Annotated in this window: 10 protein-coding genes and 1 other annotated feature (1 of these 11 running past the window's edge); of the genes, 1 reads left to right on the forward strand and 9 read right to left on the reverse strand. The window is 47.7% G+C overall.

All coding sequences use genetic code 11. The features are described from left to right. Positions 1-62 (forward strand) — a binding site (T-box leader) (it extends 169 nt beyond the left edge of the window). A gap of 199 nt (positions 63-261) precedes the next feature. Then, positions 262-1,857, forward strand: a complete 1,596-nt coding sequence (gene serA, locus MKY66_RS19125) for a phosphoglycerate dehydrogenase (protein ID WP_076209897.1) — start codon at positions 262-264, stop codon at positions 1,855-1,857. A 106-nt stretch (positions 1,858-1,963) separates the two neighbouring features. Here the strand turns inward: serA and MKY66_RS19130 are convergent, their stop codons facing one another. The 9 genes from MKY66_RS19130 to MKY66_RS19170 form a co-directional block, all read right to left on the reverse strand. Continuing rightward, a complete protein-coding gene (locus MKY66_RS19130; RefSeq protein ID WP_339805631.1) occupies positions 1,964-6,484 on the reverse strand; it encodes a collagen-like repeat preface domain-containing protein in 4,521 nt (1,506 codons plus the stop codon). A 194-nt stretch (positions 6,485-6,678) separates the two neighbouring features. After that, positions 6,679-8,076: an ATP-binding protein gene (locus MKY66_RS19135; RefSeq protein ID WP_305956084.1), complete on the reverse strand. Its 1,398-nt coding sequence runs from the start codon at positions 8,074-8,076 to the stop codon at positions 6,679-6,681. Positions 8,077-8,131: 55 nt separating this feature from the next. Beyond that, entirely contained in the window at positions 8,132-8,848 is a 717-nt protein-coding gene (locus MKY66_RS19140) for a response regulator transcription factor (protein WP_017687664.1), read from the reverse strand. 139 nt (positions 8,849-8,987) lie between these two features. Continuing rightward, positions 8,988-10,250, reverse strand: a complete 1,263-nt coding sequence (ccsA, locus tag MKY66_RS19145) for a cytochrome c biogenesis protein CcsA (protein ID WP_076215891.1) — start codon at positions 10,248-10,250, stop codon at positions 8,988-8,990. Next, positions 10,247-11,920, reverse strand: coding sequence for a cytochrome c biogenesis protein ResB (locus tag MKY66_RS19150; protein ID WP_076215888.1), 1,674 nt, complete (start codon positions 11,918-11,920; stop codon positions 10,247-10,249). Before MKY66_RS19150 ends, ccsA begins: the two co-directional genes overlap by 4 nt. Positions 11,921-11,934: 14 nt before the next feature. Continuing rightward, positions 11,935-12,462, reverse strand: coding sequence for a redoxin family protein (locus tag MKY66_RS19155; protein WP_076215886.1), 528 nt, complete (start codon positions 12,460-12,462; stop codon positions 11,935-11,937). A 134-nt stretch (positions 12,463-12,596) separates the two neighbouring features. Beyond that, on the reverse strand, positions 12,597-13,346 hold the full coding sequence (locus tag MKY66_RS19160; protein ID WP_036607741.1) for a pseudouridine synthase: 750 nt from the start codon (positions 13,344-13,346) through the stop codon (positions 12,597-12,599). 197 nt (positions 13,347-13,543) lie between these two features. Beyond that, positions 13,544-14,362 carry a serine protease gene (locus MKY66_RS19165; protein WP_076215883.1) on the reverse strand — a complete coding sequence of 273 codons (819 nt, stop codon included), beginning with the start codon at positions 14,360-14,362 and terminating at the stop codon, positions 13,544-13,546. Between the two features lie 63 nt (positions 14,363-14,425). Beyond that, entirely contained in the window at positions 14,426-14,959 is a 534-nt protein-coding gene (locus MKY66_RS19170; protein WP_076215881.1) for a spore maturation protein, read from the reverse strand. Positions 14,960-14,962 lie beyond the last annotated feature (3 nt).

Genomic DNA, 14,962 nt, shown 5'->3' on the forward strand with positions numbered 1-14,962 from the left:
AAGACTGTCGTTGCGAAACGGCGGTGAATTAGGGTGGTACCACGACAACTCTCGTCCCTTATTGCGCAAGCAGTATGTGGATTGAGAGTTTTTTGATTTATTTTAAAGGATATCTGTGGGATCACTCTATTTGCTTCACCTTCCCCCTCTGTTGCGACACCGCGTTGTTGGGCGGAAGAATCAACCTGGTTTTAAGGAATACCTCTTCGCTGAGGTCAGACCTTGACGATATAGATACACATACCTAAGGAGGAAGAAACCATGTACAAAGTGTTAGTGTCGGACCCAATCAGTGATCTGGGAATCCAGCAACTGGTGGATGCAAATGATGTTGTTGTTGAGAAGAAAACCGGTCTTAGTGAAGATGAACTTGTTGCCATTATTGGTGATTATGATGCCCTCTTGGTTCGCAGCCAGACTCGTGTTACAGATCGTATTATGACGGCTGGTACCAACCTTAAGGTGATCGGACGTGCAGGTGTTGGTGTAGATAACATTGATCTGGAAGCTGCTACACAGCGCGGTATCATCGTTATTAATGCACCTGATGGCAATACCATCACAACCTGTGAGCACACGTTTGCCATGATGATGGCATTGGCACGACACATTCCTCAGGCATATGCCAAAACAATTCAGGGTACGTGGGATCGTAAAACCTTCCTGGGTGTGGAATTAAGAAATAAAACGCTCGGTGTACTGGGTATGGGACGGATCGGTAGTGAAGTTGCCAAGCGCGCCAAAGCATTCGGAATGGACATTCTTGCTTACGACCCGTTCCTCACGGAGGAGCGTGCCGAGAAGCTGCAAGTGAAACTTGCTAGTGTAGATGATATCATTCGGAATGCGGACTTCATGACCGTTCACACGCCATTAACACCGGAAACACGGCATATGATTTCACGTCCACAATTCGAAGTGATGAAAAAAGGCATGCGTATCATCAACTGTGCGCGTGGTGGTGTAGTTGACGAAATGGCACTTGTGGAAGCCATTGATCAAGGTATTGTTGCTGGTGCAGCTTTTGACGTATTTGAAAGCGAGCCGCCAGCCGCTGACCACCCGTTCCTGAATCACCCAAGCATTATCGTTACGCCTCACCTTGGTGCATCCACAGTAGAAGCACAAGAGAACGTGGCTATCGATGTGTCGGAACAGGTGCTTCACATTTTGCGTAACGAACCGTTTAAAAACGCAGTTAACATGCCGGCTGTTGCACCAACCGTGATGAACAAATTGCAGCCGTATTTCAAACTGGGTGAAACGTTGGGTAGTTTTGCAGCACAGATTACACAAAATGCAGTGCAGGAGATTCGGATTGACTATGCTGGTGAACTTTCTGAAGTAGATACTTCTCCTCTCACACGTTACATTGTGAAGGGTATTCTCGCCAGACATTTGGGTGGGGAAGCCAACATCGTTAACTCCATGCATCTGGCCAAAATCCGTGATCTGAATGTGGTTGTAAGCCAAACCTCAGCAACTAAAGGATTTACTAACCTGATTACCGTAACATTGGTTACAACTCAGGATGCTGAGGAACGTCGTGTAGCGGGTACATTGCTTGCAGGTTATGGAGAGCGTATCGTTCGTCTGGACAAATTCCCGGTAGATATCGCACCGGAAAGTCATCAAATTTTGATCTCCCACAACGATAAACCAGGTATTATCGGACGTGTAGGGACCCTGCTTGGACAAAACGATGTCAACATCGCATCCATGCAAGTTGGACGTAAAATTATTGGTGGTGCAGCGATCATGATTCTGACCGTAGATAAAGCTGTTCCAAAAGATGTGCTTGTGCAGCTTGCTGCGCTGCCAGAAATCAATACTGCTGTTGAAATTGTTCTGGAATAATCAAACATATTTCTATATGTAAAAGGAAAGACGGGACCCTCGTGGTTCCCGTCTTTTTTTGTTGTGTACCCGCTGAAATATCGGTGATGAAGCTTGCAAACAAAATTTAACTTAACTGAATAATGTTTAGTGTAGCTCCCGGAGGAGAAAGAATAGCTGTGCCAACGAGCCCGAATAATTGTAACTGTATTGTTGAACCAGCGGTAACGGTGACCATAAAGTCAGACTGCAGCTGACTGAGAGAAAGTACTGGAGATACTACACTCGCTGGAATAGCTGTACCGTTAAGTAAAACCCGAGATTGGATAGCAAGTGCAGCTGTCAGACTTATTTTGTATGAGATATAGTAACGACCTGCATTGGTCAGCGTGAAGGTGTCATTAGCCCCATTGACGGTTATACCTGTGCCAATATTTTGGTTATTCGGTAATGGAACGAGTGTACCACCCAATATTACAACAATCGTACCATTAGTGTTCTCAGCAAAAGCCGAGTTAGATGTTACAGATGTTCCTGTTGCACCTGTTGCTCCGGTAACTCCTGTACTTCCGGTTACGCCCACTCCCGTGGCTCCTGTAGCTCCTGTTTCCCCAGTCGCACCAGTTGCTCCGGTGCTTCCCGTTAGGCCAACTCCCGTTGCTCCCGTTATACCTGTGGCTCCTGTTTCCCCAGTGATACCAGTTGCTCCGGTAATTCCCGTTACACCGACTCCCGTGGCTCCGGTTATACCTGTAGCACCAGTTGCTCCGGTTTCCCCCGTAACACCGGTTGCTCCGGTACTTCCCGTTACGCCGACTCCCGTGGCTCCGGTTATACCTGTAGCTCCTGTTTCCCCAGTCGCACCTGTTGGCCCGGTAATTCCCGTTACACCGACTCCTGTTGCTCCAGTTATACCTGTAACTCCTGTTTCCCCAGTCGCACCTGTTGAGCCGGTAATTCCTGTTACGCCGACTCCCGTGGCTCCGGTTATACCTGTGGCTCCTGTTTCCCCAGTCGCACCTGTTGCCCCGGTAATTCCCGTTACACCGACTCCTGTGGCTCCAGTTATACCTGTGGCTCCTGTTTCCCCAGTCGCACCTGTTGCCCCGGTACTTCCTGTTACGCCCACTCCCGTGGCCCCGGTTTCCCCCGTGACACCAGTTGCTCCGGTTATTCCCGTTATGCCGACTCCCGTGGCTCCTGTTTCACCTGTTACGCCTACTCCCGTTGCGCCAGTCAATCCCGTTACGCCTGTTGCTCCTGTTTCACCTGTCGCTCCAGTACTACCCGTTACTCCAACTCCAGTTGCACCCGTAACTCCCGTAGCTCCTGCGTCCGCAAGCAATGTGTAATCCGGTGATGTGCCCGGCGTTCCGGTTGGCGATGCCACATTCGCAATATACGTACTACCATTGAAAGTAACGACCTGACCCGATGGATACGTTGGGGCTGCGGCTGGATCAAATGGTACAATGCCACTCAAACCTACACCTGTCGCCCCAGTCAACCCCACAAGACCAGTCGCTCCTGTTTCACCAGTACTTCCTGTCACTCCAACTCCAGTTGCACCCGTCACACCCGTTGCTCCCACCCCAGCAAGCAACGTGTAATCCGGCGATGTGCCCGGCGTTCCGGTTGGCGATGCCACATTCGCAATATACGTACTGCCATTGAACGTTACAACCTGGTCTGCTGGATACGTCGGGGCTACGGCTGGATCGAATGGTACAATGCCACTCAAACCTACGCCTGTCGCTCCTGTTACCCCTGATGCTCCTGTAGCTCCGGTACTTCCTGTCACTCCAACGCCAGTTGCACCGGTCACACCTGTCGCTCCTGCGCCCGCAAGCAATGTGTAATCCGATGAAGTCCCTGGCGTTCCGGTTGGCGATGCTACATTCGCAATATACGTACTGCCGTTGAACGTTACTACTTGACCCGCTGGATACGTTGGGGCTACGGCTGGATCGAATGGTACGATACCACTTAAACCTACACCTGTCGCCCCAGTCAACCCCACAAGACCAGTCGCTCCTGTTTCACCAGTACTTCCTGTCACTCCAACTCCAGTTGCACCCGTCACACCCGTTGCTCCCACCCCAGCAAGCAACGTGTAATCCGGCGATGTGCCCGGCGTTCCGGTTGGCGATGCCACATTCGCAATATACGTACTGCCATTGAAAGTGACGACCTGACCCGATGAATACGTCGGGGCTACGGCTGGATCGAATGGTACGATACCACTCAAACCTACGCCTGTCGCTCCTGTTACGCCCGATGCTCCTGTGATTCCGGTACTTCCCGTTACTCCAACTCCAGTTGCTCCCGTAACTCCCGTTGCTCCTGCTCCAGCAAGCAATCTGTAATCCTGTGAAGTCCTCGGCGTTCCGGTTGGCGATGCTACATTCGTAATATACGTACTGCCGTTGAACGTTACTACTTGACCCGCTGGATAAGTTGGGGCTACGGCTGGATCGAATGGTACAATGCCACTCAAACCTACGCCTGTCGCTCCCGTTACCCCTGATGCTCCTGTTTCACCAGTACTTCCTGTCACTCCAACGCCGGTTGCTCCTGTATCACCCGTTGCTCCCACCCCAGCAAGCAACGTGTAATCCGGTGATGTGCCCGGCGTTCCGGTTGGCGATGCCACATTTGCAATATACGTACTGCCATTGAACGTTACAACCTGACCCGATGAAAACGTCGGGGCTACGGCTGGATCGAATGGTACGATACCACTTAAACCTACACCTGTCGCCCCAGTCAACCCCACAAGACCAGTCGCTCCTGTTTCACCAGTACTTCCTGTCACTCCAACGCCAGTTGCACCCGTCACACCCGTTGCTCCCACCCCAGCAAGCAACGTGTAATCCGGCGATGTGCCCGGCGTTCCGGTTGGCGATGCCACATTTGCAATATACGTACTGCCATTGAAAGTGACGACCTGACCCGATGAATACGTCGGGGCTACGGCTGGATCGAATGGTACGATACCACTCAAACCTACGCCTGTCGCTCCTGTTACGCCCGATGCTCCTGTGATTCCGGTACTTCCCGTTACTCCAACTCCAGTTGCTCCCGTAACTCCCGTTGCTCCTGCTCCAGCAAGCAATCTGTAATCCTGTGAAGTCCTCGGCGTTCCGGTTGGCGATGCTACATTCGTAATATACGTACTGCCGTTGAACGTTACTACTTGACCCGCTGGATAAGTTGGGGCTACGGCTGGATCGAATGGTACAATGCCACTCAAACCTACGCCTGTAGCTCCCGTTTCACCTGACGCACCTGTGGCTCCTGTAGGTCCTGCACCTGCAAGCAATGTATAGTCTGGCGAAGTACCTGGCGTACCCGTAGGAGAAGCCACAGTCGTTATATACGTACTGCCATTAAAGGTAACGACCTGACCTGCTGGGTACGTTGGAGCTACTGCAGGGTCAAACGGAACTGCACCATTGAGACCGATGCCCGTAGCTCCGGTCGCACCTGTAACTCCCGATCCTGCTAACAACGTATAATCTGGCGAACTTCCTGGCGTACCCGTTGGCGAAGCGACATTTGTAATGTAAGTACTGCCACCAAACGTGACGATCTGTCCAGATGGATATGTTGGGGCTAATGCGGGATCGAATGGCACGATGCCACTTAATCCTGCACCTGTGGCTCCAGTTACACCACTCGCCCCCGCAGCAGCGATTAATGTGTAATCTGATGAAGATCCTGGTGTTCCTAGAGGGCCAGCTACACTCGCAATGTAAGTACTACCGTTATACGTAATGACTTGACCTGCTGGATAACCCGGGGCGAGTGCTGGATTAAATGCCACGGCTCCTGTCAAACCAGCTCCGGTTGCTCCCGTCGTTCCACCTGACAGCAAAAGAGTGTAGTCTGGAGAACTTCCGGGTGTACCCAAGGGACCGTTTGCGTTGGCAACATAAAGACTGCCCTCGTAGCTTACTACTTGACCTTGAGCATAAGTTGGTCCCAGTGCAGGATCATATGCAGTAATATTGTTCAAGCCAACACCAGGTGCTCCTGCCGACCCCTGTGCTCCCTGTGGACCGACTGGGCCAATTCCTCCAGGTGTTCCAGTAGCCCCTTTCACCCCAGGGACTCCCGGGACACCGGGTACCCCCGGAACTCCTGGCACTCCCTGTGGACCAGCTGGTCCGGTAATCCCTCCAGTTCCAAGAGTTGTCGTCGCCCGGCCTAATGATATGGAGATTGATCGAATTAATCCCACAAGTTTATCTTTTTCTGCAGGTGGTGCTTCCAGAAGCAACGTCACACTTAACAAGTCATCCAGTAAGTTTTGCAAGTTACCTGCGAGATTAATAAGAGGAACAGGGACAACCTCTGACCCTGCAATCGTTAATTCCAATACGGCTTGTAATTCTGCCTTTACCCCGGCACGAAATCCGGATTGATTCACAAAAGTAAGTAACTGACGTAATGCGTTCTGCAAAGACATTATATTGGCTGAAGTCGGCTGACTGATTGCAGCAGGAATAGCCACAGCCAAAGAACGAAGTATGGATTCAAACTGCTCCAGTTCTATTGTGGTTATTGGAATAAACGGAGAGCCCGCTCTAAAAGATCTGCCTTCCAGGAATGCTTTAATATTGACCCTTTTTCGATCATCGGACATGCTTTACTCAATCCTCCTCTATCTTGCTTGCTTTTCAAGCTTATGTAACATAAGAAGGAAATTTATCTTGGACACTCTTTTTAGTCAAAAAAAGACCATTCATGTTCCACGTTGAACAAGATTAAACGGTAGTCTTCAACAAAAAAACACCCTCCTTAAGAGGGTGTTTCCGCACTTTTTGTATGAAATTCAGGCTATTTCGATGAATCCAAAGGAAATTGCAAAATAAACTCTGTTCCTTCGCCAAGTACACTATTGACAGTAATCATGCCTTGATGCGCATCAACAATATTTTTCACAATCGCTAACCCAAGCCCCGTACCTGCACTTTCTCCCCGAACACGAGCCTTGTCTGCTTTGTAGAATCGTTCAAAAATAAATGGCAAGTCGGATGAAGGGATGCCTACACCCTGATCCTTTACAGAAACTCTGACAAATGGAGCACGAAGATAAGTGACCCGCTCGGCTGAGATCATTACATTTTTGCCAGTAGGTGTATGTCTGAACGCATTATCCAGCAAATTCGTAAATACTTGCTCAAGTCGATCCTCATCTGCTTGTTGAAGTTCAATGGTTGATTGTTCGAACTCAAAGTGCAGTTGAATTCCCTGTTCTTTTGAACGCACAGAGAACTTCCGATATACACGTTCAAGTAGCTCTCCGAGGTCAACTTCCTTCATCACCATGTCCGTGTGTCCAGCTTCCATCCGTGCCAGATCAAGCAAGTCTTTAACCAGTCTGCCCATCCGCAGGGACTCATCATGAATGACCTGGATCAGTTCTTCGCTCTCTTCCGGTGAGGTTGCCATGCCGTCCAGAAGGGCTTCACTGTAGCCTTGCATCATGGATAGCGGAGTTCGTATCTCATGAGATACGTTAGCTACGAAATCACGCCGCATTTTCTCCAGTCGCACTTCTTCTGTTACATCTCTTAAGACAGCCACAGCCCCTCTGACAACACTGTCAGCGTACAACGGTGCCATCTGAACAGACCAGACACCTTGCTGTACGTGAACATTGGAGTTCTGGTCCCCACCTTGCTCCATCACCATTCTGAACAAAGGAAGAAGGGGCTCAGGTACATCACGCGAAGTCTTGTCAGACTGCTCGGATTCTTGTCCTTCGTCCATTTTTGCCCAATCGAGATCATACCATGCCTGCATGATCTTCTCTCCAGGCGGATTCGTCAGAATAACTTTGCCTTCACCATCAAATGTAACCACCGCATCGGTCATGCTGCGAAGCACACTCGCCAAATGTTCCTTCTCATGGTTAAGGTTTCGAATATTATCTTCCAGTTGGGCAGCCATATGATTAAATGTGTTGGCAAGTTCACCAATCTCATCACTCGTTACCAGGGAGAGACGTGTTCCGTAGTTCCCTTTGCGAATCGCATTGGCTGCCTGAATCAATTGCTGCATGGGCTGCGTTATTTTAGTGAATAGAAACAATGCAAAAAACGTGGTTAAACTGAATCCGATTATACAGATATAGGTGAACAACCGCTTAATATCTCTGGATTCGGATTCTGCAAAGTTCGTATCAATGTAGGGCAGCAAAAAAAGACCCAGCGCTATAAGTACACAACCCACAAGGCAGATAATAGTGATCCATAACTTCCCGACCAGTGATCTCCAGAAACTAAAACTACTTCGGTACTTCCAGTTTATAACCCACACCCCACACCGTCGTAATCATGGCCGCCGATTCAGGCGATACCTTGTTAAGTTTCTCGCGAAGACGCTTCACGTGCGTATCCACGGTACGAAGATCGCCAAAGAATTCGTAATTCCATACATCTTTGAGCAATTCTTCTCTGGAGAAAACTTTGTCGGGAGATGTTGCCAGGTAGTGCAGCAATTCATATTCTTTTGGTGTAAGACTAATCTCTTCGCCACCAGCGGTTACCCGGTGGGCATCATGCTCAATAACCAGATGCGGGAACACGATGTTGTTACTCGAATTGCTCTCTTTGGAGAGATAAGCTGTCGCGGAAGATCGACGCAAAATCGCTTTGACGCGATAAATCACTTCACGCGGGCTGAATGGTTTTACAACATAATCATCAGCGCCAACTTCGAAGCCTTGAACCCGGTTAATCTCTTCACCTTTTGCAGTGAGCATCAAAACCGGCGTTGATTTCACCTGACGAAGACGGGTACACACTTCAACTCCATCCATACCCGGCAACATCACATCAAGCAAAATCAGACCGTAGTCCCCTGCTGTTGCTTTACGCAGCGCAGTTTCCCCATCCTCAGCTTCATCGATTTCATAACCTTCTTTTTCAAGATACATTTTCAAAAGCCTGCGGATTCTCTCTTCGTCATCCACGACCAGTATTCGATTCTCATGTTCAGCCATGCCTCTCCAGCCCCTTTGCAATAACTCCTCATCACTTCTATTATGTTCGATCTGACGAACAATATTTGAATACCCTTCAATAAAAAGGTACGTTTGTGTTTCCCGCTTCTAAACTCAACCTTTGCAATACGAGTCTGTCCTAGTCAGCTCCAGCATAAGAATGTAATCCGGCAATGATCAGATTCACTCCAACCAGCGTAAACATAACCACCAGGAAACCAAGAACTGCAAGCCATGCAGACTTCTGACCTTGCCAACCTCTGGATAAACGCAAATGCAGATACACACTATAATATAGCCATGTAATCAATGCCCACACCTCTTTGGGGTCCCAACCCCAAAAGCGACTCCAGGCAATCTGAGCCCAGATCATGGCAAAAATTAATGCTCCCAGCGTAAATATCGGAAAACCAATGGCAATCGCGCGATAACTTATCTCATCCAGATCATCGGCATCGATTCCATCCATCATTGGCTGTAACGCTTGTCCCAGTGGTCTGCGCACAAGAAGTCGTACAATTCCATACAGGATCAGACCTACAATAAGTGACCAAACCACCGTATTCAGCTTGCGCCCGGCATTTACCCCGTTCATCCAGGAAGGCGTCTCAAGTAAAGGTTTTTTTATGCCAAGAAACGGTGTCATGCTCTCCACTTCGCTATTATATGGTGCAAAAATCGGAGGCATGCGATAAATCACTTTCTCTATTGTACTATTTTCCTGTACCTCTGTGTCAATGCTGACCGTTTTCTGTACAAAAACCGCCTCGTAACCAGCTGTACGAAAGGCAAATACCGTTCCGATGAATCCGATGACTACAACAATCGTAACCAGGGTGAATTCAACCCATCCTCGTTGACGTCTTGAAGATTTGTCCTTACCACTGAAATCAACAGTACGGAGCAAATACATGAACCCTGCGGCAAAACCCACGGCGAAGAATGCTTCACCAAGCGCCGCCAACGTCACGTGAATTTTCAGCCAGATGGACTGAAGCGCCGGGATTAATGGTTGTACCTCCTGAGGAAATACAGCGGCGTACGCCATAATAATAATGGTAAGTGGTAAAGCAAACAAACCCAGTAATGACTTGCGGTATATGGCATATACAACAATAAATGCAACCATGATCATCATGGACAGAAAAGACATGAACTCATACATGTTACTAACCGGGATATGACCTGCCCCAGCCCATCGGGTTACAAAAAATACGATATGTGCCGCCAAGGCGACAGTCGAAGCGATAAAAGCTCTTTTACCCCAGCGATTCATATGGTCCAGAGGATCACGATTACTCCATTTTTTGCCCATGACCGCGACAGCATATAACAAGAATGCAGCACAATAGAGAAAGAAAGATACGATAAATGCGTCGCTGCTGAAATCCAATAATCTCATGCCTGGTTCCCCCCGTTATCCAACGACTTCTCTTCAACTTCCAGATTCATCTGTTTCAAAACGGCCGCAACTTCACGCCTGAAGCCAAACCAGTTTTTGTTGGTATGTCCACCCAAGGTGAGCTGTTTATCATCAAAACGAATCCAGATGCGGCGATGATGCCAATAAAAACCCATGACCAGACCCAACATAACAATACCGGCTCCTACCCACACAAAAGGCATTGCCTTATCCACTCTTATATTGAGATAACTTACGGACTGAATAATATCGACCTTGTCCATGCTGTCTACTTCCAGCTGTAAAGGAATATCAGCTCCAATCAGCTGTTGGTTAATCGCATCCTGTTGAAACCGTTGTTTATCAATCTGCTTCGCAAAGTACAGATATTGTATCCCCTCTTCGGGCAGATCCGGTCCCGTGATGAGAAAGAGAAAAGCAGGTGCATTAGGTGAAGGCGATTTTGATTTGGGCTGACCATTCTCATCCAATCCAAAGTCCATAAACTTTTCTTTTACCGTGAGCTTATAAGGACCAGCTTCAAATGTTCTTTGGGTATCTACCATATCGATCTTAATTGGCCCATATACTTCACCCGTCTTTGTATTGACCAGATCAGGCGTTACGGACCGAATGGTGGGTGTTAGATCATAATCAAACTGATATGCTTTCAGACCGTTATAATTCAATGGATGATTCACGCGTACATCATGTCTGGCTACCTCAGCTAACTGAGGTTTCTTCGAGAGATCTGAACAATCTGCTGTACATTCATACAAAACAACTTTTGTTTCGAACAATTTTGGAACGGTCTTATTCAGGTTACGGAATTGCTCAGGTACTTCTTCCTCACTGTAGAATTCAACATTAAACTGTTCATTTTGCAGATACATCGACGTATTCGGGATCTTTTTGATCTCACCTTCAGGAAAAGCGACATGCTCGTCCAGATTCAGACCTGGAAGCCCTCGTGCGAGCACCGCCAGCAGAAATATAATGAGTCCAATATGGATGACATATGGGCCCCATCGACTGAATCGCTGTTTCTCTGCGAGTAATGCATCCCCCTGGGTGTGCACGCGGTATCCTTTCTTTTTCAGCGGCGTAACCGCTTTCTTAATCCAGTCTTCTGGTGCCTCTTCGATGGTACCTTGGTACACCAGACGCTGTCTTGTCAAAAATTGCGTATGCTTACGTATTCTCTGTTTATTCAATGCTTTGTAGAGCGGCAGGACGCGATCCAGACTGCATATCACCAATGATGCCCCAATCAGCACCAGCAGTAGAATAAACCACCAGGATTCGTATGTATGGGATAAACCCAACAGATAATAGATATGACCCAACTGACCGTATGTTTCTTTGTAATACACGGAAGGATCAATATTCAAGAATGTACTTTCTTGCGGATAGATTGTACCAAGCATAGAACCTACAAGCGTAAAAACAATCATATAGACAGCAATTTTAACGGAAGAAAAAAAGTTCCATATGCGGTCAATGATGTTGGGATTACTACGCTGTGAACGGCGCGCCATGCCATCATAACGCATTTCCAACACTTCATCCGATTTAGCTTCAGACTCCAGCAGCGGTTTCCCACATGCTTCACATAGTACAGTGCCTACCGGATTCTGGTGTCCGCACTCACATTTGGTATTTTGGAACACGAATAGACCTCCTGTCAGGGCTGCTTCGCCAGTTGCGAAATTTGAGCGTCAAGTGTGTCCAAATCAAGTTGACCGATATGAATGGTAGAGATTTTGCCCGTGTCGGATACAAAGAATGTCGTTGGCATCGGAGAGATCCCAAAATCACGAACCGAGTTTTTCTCCCGATCAAGCATGATTGGAAACGTAACCCCAACCTGCCGAACAAAATTATCCACGGTCATCTGGTCTTCTCCAACATTAATCCCGACAAATTGCACTCCCTGTTCCTTCCATTTGTCAGCTTGCGCCTGAAGTGCAGGCATTTCTTTAACACAAGGTTCACACCATGTGCCCCAGAAATTGATCACCATCGCTTTTCCTTTGTACTCATCAGACATATGAACTTGACCATCCAGGCCCAGCAGTTCAAAAGAAGGAGACTTGTCCCCTTCCTTTGGCTTGCCATTCGAGCCGGATACCGATGTGGTAATCGCATATCCGCCCAACACCAGGATCAATAACAAAATGACGATTTGCACCGTTCTTCTTGATTTCCCCATGTGCTGCTCCCCTTTTAAGTGACTGTAGCATTCGCATCTTATTGGTCTAAGACAACTGTGAACATCCTATGAACAATTATAGCGAATTTCGTCACAAAACTGCGGCGGTTTTATGAAAATTATGTGTCCTCACATTACCTTTTTTTCATTTTTTTGGCTGGTTCTGATTGTGCGAGGGTAATTAGGTTGTTAACTTCTTCTTTGGTCAGATGACGAGTCAGACCACGTTTCAGGTTTTGTAGCAAAATACCACCAAACGAAATCCGTTTCAGACGGGTTACCGGATGGTTGATTGCTTCGAACATACGTCTAACCTGACGGTTACGTCCTTCATAGATCGTAATGGAAATAACCGACTCATTGGCCGCTGTATCCACATCTTTGTACTCTACCTCTGCAGGAGCAGTCATGCCGTCATCCAGCATAATGCCTGTCTTTAATTTCTCCAGAGCTGTACCATGCGGCACACCTTTAACCGTTGCATGATACGTTTTGGGTACGTGATGCTTCGGATGCGTCAGCAAATGTGCAAACTCACCATCATTGGTAAGGATCAATAAGCCCTCTGTGTCATAATCCAGACGACCCACAGGATATACACGTTCCTTGACACCTTTCAGGTAGTCGGACACAATTTTCCGACCTTCCGGGTCAGATGCACTTGTGATTACACCTTTTGGCTTGTTTAACATCAAGTACACTTTTTTCTCACTGCGGATCGGTTTTCCATTAACCGTAATCATATCCTCTTCGGGGTTCGCTTTTGTACCCAGTTCGGTTACGACCTCCCCGTTAACTTCTACTTTGCCGGACAGGATTAGTTCCTCGCTCTTGCGGCGGGATGCAATGCCTGCCTGTGCGATAATTTTTTGTAATCTTTCCATGTTTGTCATGTCACCTCACACTAATGATACCCATCACGCAGGGAAATCACAAGGATAATCCAAGGATTTTGTAAACTGGCGACACGAATATGCATTTTAGGCTACCTTCTCCTTTGAGATTGACGCAAAAAAAAGCCTGCCTTTACACGAGCTGTTGAACACAGATGGCGTAAAGATAGACCTTTTTCTCAAATCATTTAATTGGAAACTTTGCCGGCAACTGCAACCTGTTTTTTGGCAGGTTTAGTGCTCTCATTAATGAAAGTCTGCAATGTTTTGGAAGTAATATAATAGGTACGTCCACCGTACACAAATGTCATCATACCAATGACCCGGTTGTTCTGATCCATAACAGGGCCACCTGAATTACCTTGTGCCATGGATTTCACAATACTGCCGATTCCCTTTTTACCTGGAACGTCCAAAGCTTGGGAACTGAACACTCTGCTTTTGGCTATCGTATTGTAGGTTGAAGGAAAATCTTCATCCAGGATGACAAGATCACCAGCAGGATTTTTGGGGAATCCAATCGTATAGACAACCTGGTTATCCCTTGCATTTGCAAATGTGACCGGTTGGGCATCTATTTCCTTGTCCAGCTTCAGCAGTGCCATGTCTGTGACCGGATCTGCCTTAATAATCTTTGCCTTTACAGGCTTACTAAGGGAACCCGGGCTTGCAACAGTCAGTGTACCTTCATCACCATCAGACAGTTCAGCAAAACTCTGAACGACATGGTAATTCGTGAGCACTTCATCCTTTGAAATCAAAATAGAGGTACCAACATCATAATATACCATATCGGGTTCATCCTGCTTGACCAAACGTACATTCACGACTGGAAAAGAATCTGCCGTAACTGCCATTTGTGCACGCAGCTGTTTGTCAAAGTAACCTGTAAAATGTATTGTCTGAACGGATTGAGCTGCCGCCAGCCCCGTAGACCCTGCGAGCATTGCAATAGCAAGCACGCCTGTCATTCCAACACGGAGCATTCGTTTCCAACTCTTCTGCATGTCTCACTCTCCTCCGCTATTATTCTAGCATATCTAATATATCGGAAGGAAAGGAGATATCTTTTAACCAAAAACGAGCAAACAAATGGCGAGGGCAGCAATAAAACCAACGACATCGGAAAACAACCCTACTTTGAGTGCATATCGACCGTTCCGTATGCCTACAGCCCCAAAATAAACAGTCAGCACATATAACGTGGTGTCTGTACTCCCCTGAATCGTAGATGCCATACGTCCAATCATGGAGTCAGGGCCATAAGTTTTGATCAGATCGGTTGTAAACGCCAGAGAGCCTGTCCCCGTTAAAGGACGCAGTATTCCGAGTGGCAACACTTCCCCTGGAACACCCATCCAGGACACCAGTGGAGCGAACAGACTAATCACAAAATCCAGTGCACCCGAGGCACGAAATACGCTGATTGCGACCATCATGCCCACGAGATGCGGAATAATACTGATTGCAGTGGAGAAACCATCCTTGGCCCCATCAACAAAGGATTCGTAAACCGGGACCTTTTTGGTAAACGCATATAATGGAACAAACGCGATAATAACCGGGATGGCCCAGACGGAAATCCAGTTGATGAAGGTTAACAAAGG

This window comes from Paenibacillus sp. FSL R5-0766, assembly GCF_037971845.1.
In the GTDB taxonomy this organism is placed as follows: Bacteria; Bacillota; Bacilli; order Paenibacillales; family Paenibacillaceae; genus Paenibacillus.